This window comes from Mangrovimicrobium sediminis, from assembly GCF_004745945.1.
Classification (GTDB): Bacteria; Pseudomonadota; Gammaproteobacteria; order Pseudomonadales; family Halieaceae; genus Mangrovimicrobium; species Mangrovimicrobium sediminis.
Genome location: NZ_SRLE01000011.1, coordinates 196,830 through 217,701 on the forward strand (window position 1 = coordinate 196,830; position 20,872 = coordinate 217,701).

General features: G+C 48.7%; 7 protein-coding genes. 4 read left to right on the forward strand and 3 right to left on the reverse strand.

The features are described from left to right. Nucleotides 1–90: 90 nt before the first annotated feature. From E4634_RS16130 to E4634_RS16140, 3 genes are all read left to right on the forward strand, one after another. Entirely contained in the window at nt 91–1,362 is a 1,272-nt protein-coding gene (locus tag E4634_RS16130) for an N-acetylmuramoyl-L-alanine amidase (protein ID WP_135445683.1), read from the forward strand. A 204-nt stretch (nt 1,363–1,566) separates the two neighbouring features. Next, nucleotides 1,567–1,851 (forward strand): hypothetical protein, encoded by a 285-nt coding sequence (locus E4634_RS16135; protein WP_135445684.1) that lies wholly within the window; start codon nt 1,567–1,569, stop codon nt 1,849–1,851. A gap of 1,081 nt (nt 1,852–2,932) precedes the next feature. Beyond that, complete coding sequence (locus E4634_RS16140; protein WP_135445685.1) at nt 2,933–3,538, forward strand: hypothetical protein; 606 nt, start codon at nt 2,933–2,935, stop codon at nt 3,536–3,538. An 835-nt stretch (nt 3,539–4,373) separates the two neighbouring features. Here E4634_RS16140 and E4634_RS16145 read toward each other — a convergent pair. Together E4634_RS16145 and E4634_RS16150 are read right to left on the reverse strand one after the other, a co-directional pair. Beyond that, nucleotides 4,374–10,040: a hypothetical protein gene (locus E4634_RS16145; protein WP_135445686.1), complete on the reverse strand. Its 5,667-nt coding sequence runs from the start codon at nt 10,038–10,040 to the stop codon at nt 4,374–4,376. A 1-nt stretch (nt 10,041) separates the two neighbouring features. Beyond that, entirely contained in the window at nt 10,042–19,524 is a 9,483-nt protein-coding gene (locus E4634_RS16150; RefSeq protein WP_135445687.1) for a hypothetical protein, read from the reverse strand. A 142-nt stretch (nt 19,525–19,666) separates the two neighbouring features. Here E4634_RS16150 and tatA point away from each other — a divergent pair, with 142 nt between their 5' ends. Continuing rightward, nucleotides 19,667–19,870, forward strand: coding sequence for a twin-arginine translocase TatA/TatE family subunit (gene tatA, locus E4634_RS16155; RefSeq protein WP_135445688.1), 204 nt, complete (start codon nt 19,667–19,669; stop codon nt 19,868–19,870). Nucleotides 19,871–20,117: 247 nt separating this feature from the next. Here the strand turns inward: tatA and E4634_RS16160 are convergent, their stop codons facing one another. Then, the gene (locus E4634_RS16160; RefSeq protein ID WP_135445689.1) at nt 20,118–20,756 is read right to left on the reverse strand and encodes a BPSL0067 family protein; all 639 of its coding nucleotides are present in this window, start codon (nt 20,754–20,756) and stop codon (nt 20,118–20,120) included. Between the last annotated feature and the right edge of the window lie 116 nt (nt 20,757–20,872).

The following is a 20,872-nucleotide window of genomic DNA, read 5'->3' on the forward strand; positions in this document are numbered from 1 at the left end:
CTCGTTCCACGTGGAATATCGTCTGCGGGAATTTTCAACGGTACTTCTGTTAACACCATCTGATGTTTTGCAAAATGGAGGAGATTAGCGTTGGTAAATATCATCCAAGACTATATTCCGACCAGTCTTCCGACCCGACCTCAAACGCCGTTGACTGCGAGTTACATCACAATCCACAACACCGACAACACAACATCCGGCGCGAATGCAGCCGCGCATAACCGCTATGTGAGAAGCGAAGATGCAGTGAAGCGAATGGTATCCTGGCACTACACAGTAGATGACAAAGGGGTCTATCAGCACTTGCCGACCGATGAGGTGGGTTTTCATGCAAGTAGAGGCAATACCTCGAGCATCGGTGTCGAAATTTGCATGAACTCGGACATGGATGATGCGAAAGGCTATTCTAATGCTGCGAAACTAGTGGCCTTCTGCATAAAAAAGCTGGGCCTCACTTTCCCCGGTTGCATGAAGCAACATCATGACTGGTCCGGCAAGAATTGCCCCAGTGTGATCCGCGCCGGGGCGGTAATCGATTGGGGCGCATTCCTTAATCTTTGCGAAAAAAATATCGCCGCGAGTAAATTGTCCGATACAGAGCTACTCAGCATTGATCAACCCGCTGTGCCCGAATGGGCACCCGACGATGCCGAGGCGGTGCTGCGCTCCATCGACGAGGCGATGGACCTGCATCAGCACGAGGAAGGCGAACAATGCCGCGGGACGCAAGATGACATCTCAATGACAGGGTCTGGGATGTCAAATGAAAGCACAAACGGTAAAACGCCATTCTCAGGCGAACCAGACGCGCGCTGGCTGACTGAACGTGGTACGGATCACGACATGATGCTGCTGGAAGATTTCTGGTATCGCGACCCAGACGGTAAGATCTGGCAGGCTCCCAGCGGCACAATTGTTGACGGTGCCAGCATACCCAAGCCGCTATGGTCGACCGTCGGCTCACCCTACACTGGCAATTACCGCCGCGCTTCCATCGTTCACGATGTCGCTTGCGTGGAGGCAGGTAACGACTGGCACAAGCGACGCGCTGCGGATCGCATGTTCTACTATGCCTGCCGTTCTGGTGGGTGCTCCGTTCTCCAGTCGATCGTCTTATATATCGGGGTGCGCATTGGCGCATTGGCCAACAGAGTTCCAGTTTGGGAGGCCGCTCTATCGCAGGGAGAAGTGCCGCAGATCCGGCCTAGTGCGGAGCAAGAGCGGCTGCTGTTGGATTTTCAGATCATTGCCGAGAAGGTCGTCGCCCTGGGCGAACCAGACGACGCCAATGTTATTCAAGATCGTACCGACGACGCCATGAGCGAGGTTATGATGATCAACTTTGCCATGCCTCCCAACTAGCTTTGGAAGTCTAGTTAATTGCAAGACCACCAACCACCTGCCGACCAACTCAGCCAGATTGTTAGACAAAAATGCAAGGGAGTTGCAGAATGTACGGCACTGTTCCAGCAGAGAAGAATCCAAAGCGGTTTGTAGGCCCTTATTACCTGATAGGTAGATTCGTTCGCCGGATATTTTTCAGTCCGGCATGTGAGGAGTAGGAACGTGGTGTTTTTCAGAATGGTGATATTGGTCTTCTCTGCTTTTTTTGCAGCCACGGCGCATGCGCAAAACTGCAATCAGTCGTTCATCATCAATACTTCAGTCGTGGTACCAGAGGCTTTCGATACCAAAGCTTTCGGAGGCATGCAATGTGGCATGCTGGAGCATTATCGCGCAGACATCTATGTCCACAATCTTCTAGATATTTCGGACACTCAACTTGCTGATTTGGCCAAATGGAAAACAGCGCGCCAAACCTATCTTACCAAGATTCAAGCTGCAGAATAGCGACTAGCTGACGCTACAACTAGTGCTGAAATCCAGGCAGCTGTAACGGTTGCCTTTCATTATACCGGGTACGGGATGACTCTAGCCGGCTGTAACCCAAGCGCAGTAACTGGGCTTCCTGCACTAATTTGCGTCGGTGGGTTTGTGTTGACGCAAGCAGGCACAATCTGGAGTTTTTCTACTATGGGAGGCGATAAGGTGCATGCGCAGGCAGCCCTGCATGACGTTAGGGAGATGCTACAAGAGCACGACACACTTAGCGCCGCAGAATTGAACAGGGTTGTACCAAAGTGAGTTTGAGAACGCCTGTCATATTGTGAGAACTTATTGCCTAAACTAGCACTGACCGGGGTCTTTTCCGAGGCGGCGTAATGACGAAGAATGGATGGGTTGCAGCTCACTGGAACTCAATGCGGAAAGCTATTTGTTGGACTTCGCTACGGTAAAGGAAATCGAAACCATGCGCCTGATCCGGGGCGATTCTCATATCAAGACAAGGTTGACGGATGAATCTCCTAGCAACAGGGATGTCTACGTGCAGGGTTTGGTTTACCAAATCTCAGGCAGGTCTGTAATTCAGGAATAGGGAGAAACACGATGTCCACTCAACAACAGAAACTTTTGCGAAGGATTCTTGAGCGATCTGGCGAAAATGTCGATGAAAAAAATTGACGAAGTCTTGGCGGATATCGAATCACTAGAGTCGATTCCGAGAGTTGAGGAAGTTGAGTACATAATAATGCGTCACTTTCCAGATCTCGAGGTGGACCACCTTACAACAGACAATTCGGACCTGGATGGATTGCTGGGGACTTTAGGTACGGGCAAGACTTCAGGTACGGGCAGGTAGGATGCCAAACGATTTCACGGCTATATGAGCTGCGGAAGAGGAGATAGAGTCTTGTAAGCAGGATTTTTTGAATATTCTCGGAAGTATTGAAAGCGCAGAGAGATCGCGCGGTACAGTCGAGGAACGAACCAAACTCGTCCAGGAGGCACACCAGTCGGCAGTTCGCTACTCTTCGAGGGTTGAAAAGTGGGTAGCCGAAAGCTCTTATCTGCGCGCACAGGAAGATGAAGTTTGGCGATTGTCACTTGCCGGATCATGCAGGGCTGTCCTTACCAGTTATTTGCACTACAGGGACTTTCTTGGAAGAGAATCAGAGAGTTTGGGGGTTGCATTCAGAAACGCTTTCAACCTCCCGACGATGCTTATTGGATGATGCAGGGAATGGTCAGAATTGAATATCCCGAGCATTGTACCGAGTTGAGAGATGAGTTCCAGAAGCGCGGGTTGCCGACATCTGGATTCGATGACGAGAAGCGACAAAATAGGCTACGCGCCGGTCAAATGAGGATTGAGAAAATGACGGCAGAAAAGTGGATAGCAGTGACATTCGGCTTCGTATTCATAACTGTTCTATTGGCCCTCACGGTATGGCTCAAGGACCCAACACCCATGCAAGAGATCACTTTCCGGATCGTACTTGCACTGTCCGCGGGAGCAATTGGTGCGGTGATCCCCGGAGTCTTGAACCTTCAGGGAGAGCTCGGCGGATTTACAATCCGCGCGGCAGGTGCATTGGCGATATTCTTTATTGTTTATTTCTGGAATCTAGCAACTAGTAGAGAGCAAGGTCAGATTGGACAGCTTTTGGTAGAGGCTGAAGCGCACCGAATAACTTAGCTGGCAGGACTTCTTTCGCAGTGCCATTTCGTCATCGACCAGGAATTATGCTCGCATTAAATGCGCGAGTACCTAGATCGATCAGGCATGACTACATGATGTAGAGCACGGTTGAGCTATTGGGTGTCAAATTTATATTCAAAGTGGTACCAGGGAACCTCGCTTGAAAAGCGTGACTACGACAGGGCTACAATCGAGAATGGGCGACTCGTGCTGTGGTGGTTAGGTGCGACGGGTTTCGTGTGGATGACGGCGTGCCTAGGAGGCTTTGCCAGTACCTACCTTAACGAAGCCCGGGGGCTTGGGCGGCTCGATTCGGGGCTGAATTTTGGGACCACCATGGGACCACGCACGCGTATTTTCATGCCACCCCACGCCAGCCCAATTTTTAAGTCTTTGATTTTAAGCGTCTACTTTGAGGGCGGGCTCGTACTATCAAAAATATATGATGAGCTGCGCGGGCTTGAGCAGCTACTGGAAGACTTTAAGTCAATAGTTCTCGCTACTGGCCACATTGATCTGTGGAATGGCTCAAGAGCTGTCCATGCGGAATATCCGGATGCTGACACCATCTGGTTCTGGCGGCTTGGCTAGCATCTCTATCATCTCCATTGATAAATTGATTGCTGAGCGCTAGACCAACTAAGTGCATTCACTTGAAGTATCGCTATCTAAAGCAAGGACCATCGAGATAATTGCGATAAAGCGAGCAAACCCGATTGGGAGATCACGGAGCCTCCCGAGGTATTTCGTGGCAACTGGACTTCCCCGGGTTCGAGTGACACTTCTGGCCAACTTTCTTAACTAAAGTGAGTCAAACTGCTAGTCAAATTCCCTACACCGAAACGTCCAGTGTCTTAAAGTACTCAGTGATGTCGAGATCACACTGAAACCTAGGTCCCGATTCCTCAAAGTAGTCAAGTCCCTCAAGAATCTCTGTAGATATTGGCTCTATTGGATACTCGGTGGGACGTCGAAACTCAATTTCTTCAATGTGAACCACATAGCGAGCAGCTGGATCAAAAGCGGCTGGGAGCTCAATTGAAACTTCCCACTGGCAAGTAGTGCGACGCGCATCACCACAGTCAGCCCTGGTCATTCTGAGGCTTGGCCGTGAACCTTCCCTAGCCGTCATCGCTTGGCCCCCATTACCTATTAGGGGGATGTGATTTCTGTGAGTCACCCCGTTGCTTGAAAAGACTTCACTGAAGAGCTGAACTCGCATGATAGGACCCCTGTACTCCTGCTCGAGCTCGTTATCGAGGAGCGGCTTCATGTTCAAAGTCGCCAATCCCTGGACTAAGATATGTACCTTGCTATCTTTAATGCTCAGCTCGGTGATTCGTTCATTCATGATCTGAATCCACTGGGTCACTGGCTGTGATAGTTTAAGATCAGGGCGCGTATAGGGCTGGTACCGCACTAAACCTAGACGTACGAACGGTTCTGGTAAGTAACCAGGGTCGATTTCCACATCCACGTACCACTCTTCGTTGTCTGGGTCGAACTTCGGTTCATAGTGTACGACACCTACTATGAGTGAGTCAGAGATTAGATCCTCAACACCATGCTCTTTCGAGTCTGTAGCGGAGCCGAAGGGCATTTTCAAGGCGCTTTCGAACAGTGCGTTACCACTCTCTAGGTCACGAAATGCTTTTAGCGGGAGAAAGACGCCCGGGGCTCCAATTTTACCCATATCGACATCGTATGTGGTACCGCGAATTGGATCACTGCCGAGCCGAGTAACGAAGGCTCCACCCGGCCCCAAGTCGCTATCTTGGAAATCCCGTAATACCATCAACTCTGGATCGTCATCGTCCGGACCATGCCGTAATGGCACATAATCTTCGTCAATGTTTCCATCATCCTCCGGTGTCCGTAGGTATGGGGGCCACACCACCAGACCAACGCGTTCAAACAACCCGGAGGAAAACCATTCGCGTCCGAGTCGTATATGAATATTTGCCATCCTTCTGATCCGCATTTTTCGATGCATGCCAGAGCCGGCTTCCTCGCACTTCCAACTGAAGGTGACCGTAGGAATCTTGTCAGACACATCACATTTTGTCGGCCTTACTGTAGCTGGTAGGAGTGCGGCCTTTGTCTTTCCAATGGTAACTGCGTGTTTGCCCGGAACAGGTTCCCTAGGGAGAAACACGTATTTGTCTCCCTTGGTCGTAACCCGGCGAATGGATGTCATTGCGTTTAATGAGCGGCAAAATATCCTGGGAGTGATCTCTAGCAATCGAGCTTTACCGTCGGGGAATGTGTGGCGACTGGTTACTCGCCAGCTATCCGGCCCTCCAGTCTCTTCGCGGAAGAATTGTCCAAGCTCTATTACGCTTCGTCCATCACTACCAATCGAGGAGTTGTTGGGTAGGCTCGATGCATCTAGTCCTTCAACTCGCAGCAGAGACACATCGGAGGAACGATGGAATACGCTTCCATCTCTAGTGATAGAAAACCCAAAAACTTGTTCTGCGCTAAGGTGTTTTGCATCATTGGAACTTGCCGCCTCGCATTGCTCGTCCACTTTTGGCCAACGACCGGATAAGCGATCACCTAAGCTACGCCTTCTACCGGAGTCGTCGAAGATGTCTGATCCCGGCAGAACAGTGCGGGCGATCAATTCAAAGCCGTCTGTCGTGTCTAGATCTATCTCGAGCTTACCTTGTATTTGGAACGCCGTAGTATCTTCAATCACACGTTTATAGCCGTTTCCTGCAGATCCATTTGAAGTAATCTCGGCTTCAATGGGTTTCTCGGATGACTCGGATTCTCGCGATACAACAAGGTCCAAATTGTCGCGAACGCTCTCCGGTACTAGCCCCGCGGACCTAATCAGAGGCTCCTTTGCTGCCAACGGGCCAGCTAGAATAGGGGGCTCTTGAGGCCGGTTCGCCGCATGTGTGACGGTGACTGTTTTTATTGCTGCAATTTCTCCTAGGGGGTGAGTGAGCATCACTTCGCGGATCAACTCGGCAAGCTTCACTAAGAATTCCATCTCTGGTACCACATAGCCACCAGGACCGACAAAGCAAGTGTCTTTTGGCACTACCGCTGACAATTGAATTCTCTTGAGTGCCTCCGCAATACTTCGGTTGAATGGTCCAAGTACTTTGGCAAGGCCTTCGATGACATCATCGGCTGATATTTCTTTTCTGGAGGAAGCATCACCGGACACCCTTATAGCTAATGATTGAAGAATAGAAAATTCTCTGGCTAAATCTTGAGCCGATGGAACACACCACATATCCAACTCGTAGCTTTCGCCTGGGAGAAGTGCCACCCGGACACCAGCGAATTTGTGCTCTCTCCCGCTAATCTGAGTCTTGATGTTTTCAGCGCTAAGTAGAATATTGACGTTTTGGCTCCCATCTTTCTTGCTAATTCTCCTTGAGCGAACCTCTATTGCCATCGGCTCCACTTCGTACAAATCTGAATCACCGAACATAGGTATCGTCAGAGTTTGTGGCAAATACTCTTTCTCACCTGGTCGGCGCAGAGCAAAAGTGACTGCGCGCGCTTTAGGATCGGCGAAATAGCCCCTAGTTTCCGGATACTTCGTGCTGATCACCGGATCTCCGATTGTAATATTCTCATTGAGTTCATCTTCCTTGGGATTGCTAACTACCTCCCGGCTAACGAAATGATACAATCCGTTAAATCCCTTCATTCGTTTGGTCAGCGCGACTGGGAATTTACCTTCATCCGTAATGTAGGAATATGCTCTCAAACAGCCTTTGATCAGCTTTTGGCTTTTGTCATTATCGTAGACGCCATGTCGAACGACATCTTCGAAGTCAAGCGGAGGAGGGAATAGAATACGGACACATCTCGCTGGCGCCTTTCTTGACCTTTTTAATTCATCGTACTCCTTTTTCTCTTCATCATTGAGAGTTACTCCGGGTTGAACATCTAGCACCGAACGTATTACTAATTGGCTCGCATCTTCTGGACCCATATCGCCATGACTAGTGGGAACAGCATCGTCCGGAATGAGAACTTGAGGTGGGGATAGTCGGGTCTGCCTCAAAAAACGAAAATATGGGAGGCCTCGTCCTTCAGGCAAGGGGGGGTAGCATACCTTGTGACTTAACCGCCTATCTGTATCGTCAATGTCCGTCGTGGGCACAGACCAACCACCGGCGTAGACTATAGGCATAGCGAATCGATAGGGCACGCCGTATCTTAAATGCATAGGAAGGTCTTTTTTGTTCACATGCCTATTTTTGCGACTTGGTAAGCTGAGGGTTCTTCCAAACACAAAGGCATCGGCCGCGTTGGTGCAGTGATTCTCTGATTCAGAAGATTTTCGACCGAGGCTGGAGTTAAGCCCCATTGGATCACCGTCCCACTGACAAATGGCCTCATCAATAACCGCTTCTACCCGTCCCTGATCTCCAAGTAAACCATCAGGGGTGTAGTTACTTGGGAGTAAACGGCTTTGAGTGCCGAGATTAGCTCTATCGAGCGCGAGGCGATCGCTGTCCGAGCTTTTGCCTACAAGACTATCAAGCAATTTGGCCGCGCTATCCGCCAAGCCGGTCTCTCCCGAGGTGCCGAAGTCGATCACCCGATTTACCAGAGATCGCCATTCGGAACCTCCTTCTCGGAGGTCTTGCCTATCTTTGGGTATGCCCACATAAAGCTGGTGTCCAGCTGTTAAATCATCAGCGTCGAGTATGACGTATCGGGTATTTGGATTACGCCCGTTTTGTTCTCGCTTATGGTGGCGTGAAGCTAGTTTTCGAGTTGCAGCTAGTTGGGCGGCGCGATCTAGTAGTACTAGACCTGAAGTGTTGAAAGTGGAAGCACGTGAATTAGGGGGATTGGGCGCTAAACTGTTACCTTGCGCTAAGGCGTACATTGCGTCGCTTTTCCGAGTCAGGCGCCTTTGGAGCTCCAGTTCAGTAGCACTGCGCACATCAATACTGGAAAGGTCGAATCTTGCACTTCCCGACTGTCCCGATGAATCAGGTACACTCGATCCCATCAGAACAAAGCCATTGTACTGCATCACTCTACTTTCAATATTGTGATGCGAATTTGATTTGTGATGAATGTACTCGTCGGCTGTGGTAGGCCAAAAATGTATCGGCTCGTGGTCTTTATTGAATCCAAGCTTGGTCAACGTCATTGCAGACCTTCTGGTCGCGGCTAGTGAGTCGCTTAATGGCGTACCGACTAACAGGTAGAGCCATGTCTCGCCCGTTGCACTATTTTCGACCGCGCTTAAGGCTTCGGAGGCGACACTAGGTAGCGGAATCTCTACGTCAATCGCGAGCGCAGACAGCCTGGATACGGTCGGAGTACTTTGCATAGTAAAGAATACTTGGAGCGGCTTCTGTTCTTCCTCTTCGTCCGTAAAGCTCAAAATATTAGAGCAAGGATCATTCTGTTCTGCATACTGTGGCCACGTTGAGTATGAGAACGCCTCCATCTCGCTTTCCATTGCTCTCTCACGAACAGTCGTAGATCGAAGGTCATCCGAGGAAGACCATCGTTCAGCTAGTGGCGCTTCTACGGCCACACTTGCATTGATTACATTGCTTGATTTGGAGTAAGAATCAAAATATGTACGCGCGATTGCGCGTTGTTGATCAGTCGCAGAGAGGAGTTCCTTATAGTCCAGTTTTTTCTGTTCACAGATAGCGGCTTTAAAGTCTGCAGTACAATCGTTTTCCCTCTGGTTAGATCTCGCTATTCGATAAATAAATTCAGGATTCGACCTCAACTTTTCGGCTTCACGCAAGAGCATTTGATACTCTGAAGCCAAGTGGGCATTCTTATTGCCAAAAGCTTCGGTTATCGAAGTGAGCAATTCTTCCGCTCTTTGCATTTCTAGAATGAGCGCGAGACTGCTGTGAGGGTTTCGAAGAACACTGTCGACAGTTTTGTCCCCTCCAGCCGCCATCTTTTGCACGATTTGACCTTGGCTGCCCAACTCGACAGTTGGGCTCGAGCCGCCAGTAGTTTTAAGGAGGGGGTCTCCTACTAGAACAGTAGAACCAGCGATAGACCCAGAGGTTTTCTCGAGTAGCTCGTCCCAAACACTAGACCCAGCCGTTGCGCCTTCGCTTAGCGACTTTTGCCATATCTCAGTTGCTATTTGCGGTGAGCCAGGTGCCGAGAACGTTGCTCGTAGTCTCTTAGCTTTACCTAGGAAATCAACTTTCCTCCCTAGATCAATTTGAGAGCGAAATGCTCCGCTGCCGTTATCGGACAAGTACATCGTCAATGGTATTGACCATGGTTCTGCGGCATCACCGACGTAACCCCTAAATCCTTCTTTGACCGCGGTGATGACTTGTTCTGGCCACTCTTCGAGCGGGTATTCAAGCTTGCCATCCCCGTCTTTGTCTGGAGTCAGAAGCACAGTTGCCCGGAAGTGCTTGACCCCGTCCCTTTCGATAACTCCAGAGGGTACTATGCGGAAGTAGGGGGTTGCTTTTCCGCGACTTGCATTTACGCTATCAATAATCTCGTCTTTCTCTGCCATACTACCAAAACCCCCTCAAATCCAAGTCCGCGTCGAAGTATTCGTTATAGCTTTTCCAGTCGTCGTACGAATGATCGACTTTTGCTTGAATAATCGGGCCATTCCGAGAAGTACATTGATCAGTGCGACAAGCGTCTGGCGACTGTTCATGGAATAGAGCCATCGAGCGAGTTTGGCTTGACCTCGGTTTCGGCTTCTTCTCTTCTCTGGTAACACCAACAGAGTAATCAAAGTCTTTTATGCCCATTGAGAATGAGAACGTGTAGACAGCCTCGCCAATCATATCGCCAGTGCCACTTTGTCCTAGGCGTACGGACAACGATGCCGAGGTACTGAATATCCAAATGCTGGCTGATCCTCCGGCAAAAAAAGTCCCAAGAATCTCAGTGAGTTTTTCGTACCTTCCATTTACTGGCGCCGTATAGACACGAACGTAAATACCAGCCATGATTCGACCCTGACCAGTAAGTGGCCCAAAGCCGAACGAACCGGCTACCCCAAACTCAATTGAAGCCTCAAAGGCTTCTACGCCATGCGCAGTCGCTTCAATGGCGAAGAATCCACTGCCTCCATACGGCGTGTAAGAAATCGTGAAAGGTGCATCGCGACGGGATAATGCGGCTCGAAAACGAGCTTTTTCGCCATTAAAAAAAAGGAGTGTAGCTGCATTAAGCGACACGTTAAAAAAGGACATGGCACCAAAAGATATGACACCCAAATCCAAGCCATATCCTGCCTCAATCCCTGGACCGGAACTAAGCGGAGTAACATAGAACCCAGATCCGCTTTTAGGTGACAAGAAAGACTGTATTTGCTGTACAAATGAAAGTTGATCACCAATTTCGTAATCATTGTAATCAAGATCGAAATCTGGCTTACCGTTTTGGTCAGCGGTAAAAGTAGCACCATTAAAAAAGAGAGTGACGGCCTTAAAGTCCCCGATAAGGTTTATTTGAAATGGACCGAGTGACCCAGTTGAAGACATTGTCAGCTCAGGTGAGCCCGTGCTCATATCAATGTTGATATTCATGTCGTTCTGAAAACGACATTCGTGTCCTGGTTCAAAGATACCGGCCGTTGCCTTGGCAACCTTCTCGGTCAGTGTTAGACCGAATCCATAGTGCATCTCGATTCTTGTCGGAACCAAACTTAATAGATACTGTTCAATTTCTTCACGAATCTCATTCAATGGGAGCAATTGAAGAACATCTCCACGTAGAATTTGGGCAGCAACTTTACCTAGTTCTTGTAAAATTAATACCGGGGTTGAAGGGTTCGAGGCTGAATTCGCCCATTCGCCGATGAACGCATTCAAATAGCGTCGGTTGTCTCTTAGCGATATCGGATTTTCAATAGTGTGTTTCAGGTATAGAATGTCGCGCTCGAGTCTATCAAGGTTTTCGCTACCAAGATCTCTGAACTTTGCTACTCTGGGCTGCGGATATAGCGCATCAATAAAACGTTGCGCTAAAGTAGTGCCTGCTATGGCGCTGCCTGCAATTAGCTCTACTATTTTCGTACGCGCATCGCGGAGCCCCTCATATCCTGAAACCAAAAGAGGCTCATCAGAACCCAGACAGAGTATCTTCTCAGCGTATGGGTCGAGTGCCTTGAGTGCATCCTGCTCGAAATCCTTTATGTATCTGCGGCCGATGTCACTCAGGTAAGAGATGTAACCATGAATATCTCGCTCCACCTTACATAGTCCTGAGAAACCATATTTAGAATCAGACATATTTTGAGAAAGAAGATCTAGCGCCGATTCGCTCTCCTCCAAAGCAACTTTCAGATTTTCGATTGTCTTCAGGTTCACATTAGGCAGCGCGAGGGTCTGGCTGAGCTTTGCATCCAACTTTGCGAGGGATTCAACGACGTCATCAAGTGCTTCATCAATTTCAATTAGAAGCTCAATATTGATGCCAAACGGTAACTTTAATTGACCCAAATTCGGTAGCGCGTTAGAGAATACCTGAGTGATCGGTATGAAATTTGACGTCATTTCTTTGAAGAAACTCAGCAAAAGTCTGGCTAGAATCTCAACTTCTTTATCTAGATTTGCGGCTAGCTCAGCGGCTCTCTTCTGTAAAGGATCCGAAAGGTCGCTCAAGTACTCAGAACTTACTAGTAACCGAGCCAAGCCTGCTTCAGATATATTCTTAAGAATGTCGTTTTTGCCAAAAAATACGCGTAAAGTCGAAACTGAGTAATCAAGTTCGTCAAACAAACATCCTAAGAGCCCAGTCCGCATTTCCACGAAACTGTCGAGAGCCTTCACTAAAGTGGACATGGCTCTGATCGCTTCGTTTAGCTCATTTGGATCAGTTGGGCAATCGTTAGTAGATATTACAGCGGTTACTGCTTTGTCCATTGAGCTTCCGGCCAGGTACAGCGATACGGTATCGTTGTATACAGTACAATACATCCGGGCCGTCGCGCCGCCGAGGTTCAGACTGGCGGTGTTTGCTTTTGTGATTCCTGCAACGATTTTGTCGATTTCAGATGTGGAGACCTTGGCGCTTTCCAGCCCTCGCCGTATGTGAATTTCTGCTACTGATAATTCATCGTAAAGCTTCCGAGACGACTGGTGGGCATCCCAGAGAGATTGGCCAATCGAATCATTTGGGTCTGTGGGAGCAAACTTGGCATCTAAAGTCATATTCTCAACAACGCAAAGCTCTTTTCCTTCCCCCCAGCCCGCTGACGACAGTGCGATCGGGTCGATGTACACCCCTTGAGCAATAGATACCACCAATGGTTTCAAGCCATTGGGTGCACAAATCTTCGGAATTTCTAGTTCAATAGGGCCGGTGAACAATTCTACAAGCTCTACGGTGGCCGAGAACATTTGATCGAGCGAATTGTTCTCAGCACTGGATTGGAGGTTGACAAAAGCCGTACGCGCGGCCTCGACTATTGCAAACTCCTTTTCGAACGACTTCTGGATGGCTCTCTGGACGAAGTTACTTTCAGAATCTAGGATTCTTTTGAACACCTCCAACTGTAGCTTGTCATCTACGGTTGTCAGTATTTCCCTTACGGAGCGAATATTATCTTCTAATATTTCTCTGAAAAATGCGTAAACATCCTCTGATCCTTGTATTCCATAGTGGATATCTATTCCCGCTGCCTGCGATACCTGACCTGACAGGACTCGCTTTATAAGCTCGTGAACATCGCAAGCCATTACTTTAATCAGAATGTTTGGGTTCTCTGCCGTTTGGCGGAAAGTAGGGTAAGGGATAGGAAACTGAAGCCAAGGATAGGCCCTTGTCTCGTTCTTTTCGGGCACAAGAAGGTCGGCGACTGTTTCTACTATGTCTAGATTTCCAACCGCGGTTTCTAGATGTGAGATAAAAGTTGTGATGCTTCCCGTCAAATCCGTAGCAAATTCTACAACGGTATCGAAGCGACCCTTCAAAACTTTTTCTACAGCTGAACCCGGGTCCGACGCTGTTGCAAGAACCACATCCAGAAACCGGCGGCCAGCTTCATAGACTTCCGATAGCGAAAATGCGAAAGCCACAGTGTCGTTTTCCGCTAGCGCGGCGTCGAGCGACCTATCCAGTTCGAGTAATCCCTGGTTCAACTCTGGGTATACCTGGGCGATCGTTACTGGCGTAAACAGCGTACCTAGATCGGACTGGCGCTCGCGGATAACTTCATCGAGCTCACGCCAATCAGTTACAATTTGCTTAACGATATCTGATAGTGGTTTTGCTACCCGGGTTCTAACATAATCGACGGCGTCTTCACCTTCACCAATTGCTTGATTCGCGCCGTATTGGACTTTCTCTAACAATTGGGGAGCCCCGGTAGAAGGGTCTTCAAGAGTGTCTTCGAGCAACCCAATGATGTCGCGAATTTTAACGACACCAAACAACGTTGCCCCCTCAGAAAAATACTCTTTATAGATCTTCTGCCATTCCTTCTTTATGTCTGATACGCGGACATGTTGGCTCAACAGCTGCCGATTCTCCGTCAGAATATCCGCTGTTTGTAATTTGCTAAGTTGGTAGAGATTGGCTGGTAATCCTTTGCTGGAGTAGAGGGGTGCTAGGCTGGTTATTTCGCTCGCTGGGTCGAATTGGCTTGGATCATCGCCCCAAATTGGAAAGTCCCCGCTTCTGGTGATCACGCCGTTCTTGCGGGACAATGCAATCATTGAGCCCTTCGGACGAAAGATACCACCAGACTGATCTTGTCTTGCACCCATATCTTGCTTGGGTTGAGACAGAGGTAGAATAGCTTGACCCGGTCGAGGATTCTGATCGTTTCCCGTACTCGGTTGTCCAATAAAATTGAGAAATATTTCTTGTCGGTTTTCGCGATCAGCAGGGTTTATGGAATTTTCCGTAGCAAATTGATACAGCCTTGTGACTTCACGAAGTGTTCCAGTCTTAGGTGCACCCGGAAGACCATAGGCTACGTAATGTCCGTCGAATGCGCTTATGACGCTTCTTTCTCGTTTACCAGTCAGGCGCTCGTTTTGCCTTAGTTGAACGCGCTGAGTTTCGATATACGGATAAAATGGTGGTTGATCGGCACCCTGAAGAATTGATTCAAATCGAAAATTTTTATTCTCGAGCTTGAATACAGGAGCGTTGGAATCTTCAACGCTGATAGAGCGCGCTTTTGATGGTACTTTAAGCTCTCCCCCCTCTATACCCAATGTCCAATAATCAGTTTCTATGCTTGCAGAGCCAGACTCCAGTTCGGGACAATAGCGAATCTTACTCCCTGATAGAGGCATGGTGCGTGGGTTTTTGCTTAGATCTACGCTATCCTGCGCAGTAGGATAATCCGGCGATCTAAGGCCATTATAGTACTCCGTGAGCTTTTCAAGCGTAGTTACGTCGTTTGCTGCTACGTTGTCTACAAACAGCATGGGCATCTTCGTTTTGACGCCACTTATGGAGAGCTCGAACTGTACTTCGTTGCCCTCTATGAGTGCTGTTCGAGGCCAGAACACCAATCCAATGGAGGAGTCTAGTTCTACCTTGCCTCCGGCGCCAACGCAGCTATTTTCACATCGACCTTCATATGGGTCCACGATATCCGGTGTCTGTACTGTCAGTAGTTTGAGAAGTCCTGCAGGGAAACGACGTCCGTCATTGGGTTGTCCCAGAGCAGGAAACCGCTTTTCAGGCTGGGCGCAGCGAATAAACATACGCTGCCTCAAGTAAGCACGTACTACGCCCTCGTCCTTATCCCTCAAGAAAGTGCGCTCTGTCAGCTTAACCAGTGCTGCCCGATGCCCTGTGGGAACCAGAAAGCCCTTGTATACGACTTCACAAAAAACATCTCGTCCGAGTACAGTCCAATGTTGCCACTGTTCAATAGAAGTAGCTTCGAATAACGAGTCTCCCTGAATATGGCGCGCACCGGCGAATGGCTGGAATCCTGTATTGTGTCGGAATGAGCCCCCAAGTGGAGTCATCGTTAGTTCAGAAACATTTAGAGGCCGAGGCATGTACAACGCGTTACCCGGCTCAATATCGTTTAAGCGATAGCGTGATGGTGGCTCAGCCTGACTTGAGTCGTTGGTTAGTCCACCTGCCAGGTTCCTCCGCCCCACGACCGGCAATCCCCAAGCCGAACTTAGTAGTACTAGCTGATGTCGGTCATTTGCGGAAAGAGAACTTCTGAACTCCCGAATTCTTCTATAGATTTCCTGATTGTTGGTGTTAGGTTTCTTCTTCCAGTTGTCCCAAGAGACCATACGACTACAAAGGTCATAGATAAGTGGTGACAATTTACGCTGAACCTTATCCTCTAGCTGACTGTTCAGCAATTTTCTACAGAAATCTAGTTGAGTAGAGTCCCAGGGTTCGGGATTAGAAGTAATCCTTTTTGCGATGTCCAGCGGACCCGGATGGCTTGTATTGGTGTCTTCGATACCCATTATCCATGGTGCCCGAGATCCACCTACGGGTGCTGCCCCACCGGGCAGTTGACGAAACTTCCCAGCATCTCCATTGGAGTTGTTACCTTTGTCACTTGGCCATTCGGCCCGCCAGGTTCGAGATTTCTCTGATCCAAATAGAAAGTCTGCCCTAAGATCTGGCGAGTAGATTGCGCGCAAACCTGGGTCTACTCCCTCACAAACAAGGCGTGCATTCCACAATTGAGTAGGCCGAGGGCATTTCTGCAGGAGATCTGACTTAGGAGACTTGTCAGCAACTGTATCGTGATCGAGGTAAATATCATCTGGGACCGGTTTTGGCGTCAAAAACACTGCGTTGTCCGCAGGCGACAGCGAGAGTCTTGCGGGTATTACAATCTCGGTTTCGTACGCTCCCGGTCGCTCGCTAAGAGATGAGTGTACGTCTGCTAGTCTTGTGCTCGCACTGACGTTCTGTCCAGAGATAAACCCAAGGTTGTCGAGCATTGCCCCCGCAGAAAGGTCGAGCGTTCTACCGCTCCCTGCGTCTAACCTTCCATCCCGGCCCGGTTGCCATACGTTCTCCGCACGAGATACTACCTCTAGCTCCATCGATGACCAATTAGTGAGTTCGTCAAGGCTAAAATCTAAGGTCTCTCGGCTAAATGGGCAGGAGTAATCTTGGGTTACAGTTGGGTGCGATGCATGCTTTCTACCGGAGGACATTGTATCGAAGCAGTTTATTCGAAATACGAGCTTGGACTTCCTAGAAATGCGAGCTTCCATGAGTCCTTTTGCTGATTGAGTTTGCGTGAGCCAAGGAATGTAATGGTTGTCTATGAAATCGTTGCTGGCGGGCGACTTCGCATCTCTAATAAAGAACTCTACATTCTTGATATCAAGTGAATTGCCGAGATCTTCATGTACTTTGTCCAGCCGGAAGTCCCGAAAAGCTACTCGAAGTTGTTGGTAGCGAGGATGCATTGATTCAAGTTTGGATTCGACGCCGAGCCGTTCTGACAAATCGTTGGACTCGAAATCTCCAATTCCAAGACGTTGTAAGTTCACTGCAGAGTCGAGAACAGATCCAAGCAGTTCAGTCACGATCCTTCGAGCATCTGCGCGTTGTTGTTTTAGTACAACGCTACGCGCTACGATGTAAGTGTCTGGATCCATACCATATGGACCAATATAGACTTTCTGATCTGCCGGTATTCTGCGTCCTATTCCTAGTGGCGGGTAACGATCTACCTCCGTCTCGAACAGCCTGATGAATTCCGAGAATGTATTTCCATCGGGGAGTTTTTTCTTTTCATCGCGGAGCTTCTCTCGAAACTTTAGTCTCGAAGACTCCTCGGTAAACTGATCAAGAACATACTCAATTCCTTTTCGATCATCTAGCCGGATTGCCCAGTGATTCTCTTCAAAGATGCTACTGTCGCTAGTGAAATCCTCAATCTGGAAGTTTGTTGAACTAAAGTCCGATCCTACGATAAAACGATATCTATTTGGATCGCCCCCGCTGCCTGCTATTAAAGAACTGCTATCAGGGGGGGAGCTTGGTCGTGGTAGAAAGACGGCTTCTTCAAGTATGTGCTGAGGTGGAAATTCCACCACTAATAACGGTCTGGTATCGTGTTTCTGCCGACCGCGGCCATTGTGATGGTCGTGAAGCTCTATTCGTTCATCGGTTTGTGACTGAGCTTGCGTACCGCGCTCTTCAGTTCTGTCCCGCATTTTCCGTAAAACCTGAAACTCGGGTTGGCCTTCTGATGGGTCTGAATCACTTGAATCGAGAGATTCTGATATTTCTCTCGCTGACCAAGCGCCACAGCTTTCATTTGCGAAGCGGATTTTCGGTGGCTGGTCTTCGAATATCTCGAGTAAAAGGTCCTTGAATCGGAACTTTAAGTGAAGCAAATCGGTATATCGGGATGCAGTGACCTCGGCCCGATTCAGATTAAGTCTTGCTATAGCGGAACCTCGGGTACTACGATTTAGGTTAACCACGTTGGTAGACGGTGTTGCAACTAGGCGTGGATTAAATAGAAAGACGATCTCGGGACGATTGAACAAAAGTCGGCTGTAAGGAGCATTTTCAAGCGCGATAGCCACCTCTTTTATGTAGTAAGTTACCTCAAGCCAATCCAGTTCCATCGGCTCTGAAAGTCCCCACTCCTTGCTACTTAATACTTGTACCACCGTAGCCTGGGGAATACTTCTAAACGGGTCCCTAGAAGTACTGCGACTTGCCTTATCGTTCACCTGAAGTTCAAGCGCTATTCCCTCAACACTCATTGTCCCCGCTGGGGTTTCGATAGGTCGTTCTTGCGAGTCCAGCGCGTATGCTCGAAATTCCAACCTGGATTCGCATGGAGGTTGAAGGTCATCCCAGTCATCGCTGTCCACTTGGACTGATTTATGTAGCCGCCCTCGAAGGTTTTCGAACGGTCCGGTAACCTCAGAACCATCTTGGAATGTGAGGGACCAGCGAGCATCCAACGCCGCCTCGGCCAGAGTTGGAGGCTGATTTGGCTGTGTACTATCAGCAACTCTGGCGAGAAACGTTGGAACTGCCGACTTCTGCTCGTCTTGACTATCGATCGCCCCGTTCTGAAGTATGTCAGGCGTTCGATAAATGGTATTTGTGCCAGAGGAGTCTTTTATTCGTATCGCGTCTGAGAGAAGGTTTGGCGTTCCTTCCCCAACTACGCCAGCAAATCCTCCGGCATCGCCTGGGTTTACAGCACCACTCTGCATTCGTCGAAACTTAAATAGGCTAATTCCAATATCTTCATGTAATCCAGAAACTAACGGTTCGTGCTGGTCTGCTTCGGAGTCGGCTATATCGGGCCCTATACTCCAGACTAGATCGGGGCCAAGTCTTGCGGTGACTTTTCCATTGGAAAGTGGTTCGAAAAGGCCATTGAAGGTTCGGTCTAGAAGGTTCCTGAAGGCCGTGTTACTAATCCTAGCGCTTAAGGCATCTTCACCATTGAGAAACTCACGCATATCTATTGGATGGACGATATCATCCAAAACAACTCTAGGAACCACGAGACCCATTTTTTGCGAGGAACTATTGGGACTAGAGCCCAGAAAATTTGTTCTCGCTCGCAGTTGCCATCGGGGTATGGCATTGCTTGTTCTCAAAAAGAAATCAAAGTTGAGCGACCTGCCTCCGTTTCGTCCAAATTGACAGTTGCTAACATTTAATCGGTATGTGGGGTCACTATCCCAGCTTGGCTCCTCGCGTGAGCTTTTGTGCTTGAGTAGTTTAAACCTCGCATCAGACCCCAACACTGAAGATTCAATATTCCAAGTGGGGGCAGGCAGAATTTGCTCAAAGACTTGATTTGACTCGGGGTCGCTTACAATTTCAACTATCTCAATTCGGACATGTGTTCTATCTTCGGAAAGATGAAATCGGAGGTCAGAATCGTGCGAATCGGGCTTTGATTCAGACAAGGACGAGGAAATGAGGGCCGCACCGGGAACAGACAAACTTGCCGCAATAAAATTGCGCCGAGTTAGCGAGGGCTTTAATGTGTCGAGCGTGTCACTGACATCAGTCCATTCCTCGTGAAGATCCTTTTCACTCACGACCAACTCCTTTGTCAGTGATGTTATTTTTAATTAATGACTATGTCCGAGAAAAGTCAAGTAAACTTGGGTCGACAATCCCGGCTGGTTTGTTTAGCAATTACAGTCTATAAAATTAAATAGACTATTATCGGGAGGTAATATGGGTATAAGTGCGTGGCAACTGCTGATAGTGCTGGCGATAGTCTTGCTACTCTTTGGGACAAAAAGGTTGAGATCCTTGGGTACTGACCTGGGGGCCGCACTCAGGGGGTTTCGGACGGCAGTAAATGATGAAAGCAGTCACTTACAGTCAAGCGATGAAGAAGATTCGTCTCAAGCTAAGAGGCCAACAATAGAACCTTAGGCCACAAGGTCGCAGGTTAAGGCGAAATTGTTTAGGCGTAAGTACATGAAAAACCAGCACTCAGTTCGCTGTGCCAGGGACCGTTGCTGCTTGACTCTCGCTGGTGCTTTGAAGCGGCCCCTGAGGACGCTCTATCTTCTGTGGCATCTGCAACCGAACCGCAGTGTTAGACATCCCAATTGAGACGGTACCACCTAGGGGGTTGAGATCATTCCACTTCTGTTGAGTTCTTCTGTTGAGTTCATTGTTATGACAGAATTACGCTGAAAAGGTCTCCGTCATTGGAATATGGGTGCTTTCCGGAATAGTCGAACCCGAGTATGCGTTTGCCCCATGGTTTCTGTGGATTGTTAAATTGATCCCAGACTTCCAATCCTTCTGATCTCTCTGCAATTAAGATTGCTGCATGGTCATCGGCGTAAACATCGTTGCGAAATGATGCAATCGCAGTTCCTGCCGGAACACTATTCCCACGTACTGCCTGACCTTTCTTCCATTCACTTGTTCTGCCAATCGGGTCATTCGATTGGTGACAGACGTATTGCACACCTGTAGCACATTCTCCGATGTATTGATCCCAGCCAGTTTCACTACTCAAACGTTCCCCTTCGTAGGATTGGCAGATAGCTAGGTCTGCACGATGGCTACTTCTTCTTTCAACTTGAAGGTGCTTTATTCGGTACTCATCTTTCAGATAAAGGCGGGCTCGAAACTCAATGCATATTTCGCTTAACATTTTTTCCGCGTTCCCCTTCGACTCGAAAGGACCCTCAACTTTCACCCATTCTTTCCTAATCGCTGGGACCGAAAACGATTGGCAGACGCCCGAGTCGACATCCATCAAGATGAACCACTCACTGTCTGAATATGTGTCAATTTTTTCCATTTGACGCTCCTTGGTATGCCATTCCGCTGTTTTACAATAATGCGAGTAGTCTGCCCAATAGAAATATAGGCGCAGTATTAAGATTAAGCTAGGGATGGAGACTGCACTGGAGGAGC

Bases quoted from the DNA above. Each gene is read 5' to 3' on its own strand.
- E4634_RS16160 (WP_135445689.1), bottom strand. From the start codon at position 20,756: ATGGAAAAAATTGACACATATTCAGACAGTGAGTGGTTCATCTTGATG.
- E4634_RS16145 (WP_135445686.1), bottom strand. From the start codon at position 10,040: ATGGCAGAGAAAGACGAGATTATTGATAGCGTAAATGCAAGTCGCGGA.
- tatA (WP_135445688.1), top strand. From the start codon at position 19,667: ATGGGTATAAGTGCGTGGCAACTGCTGATAGTGCTGGCGATAGTCTTG.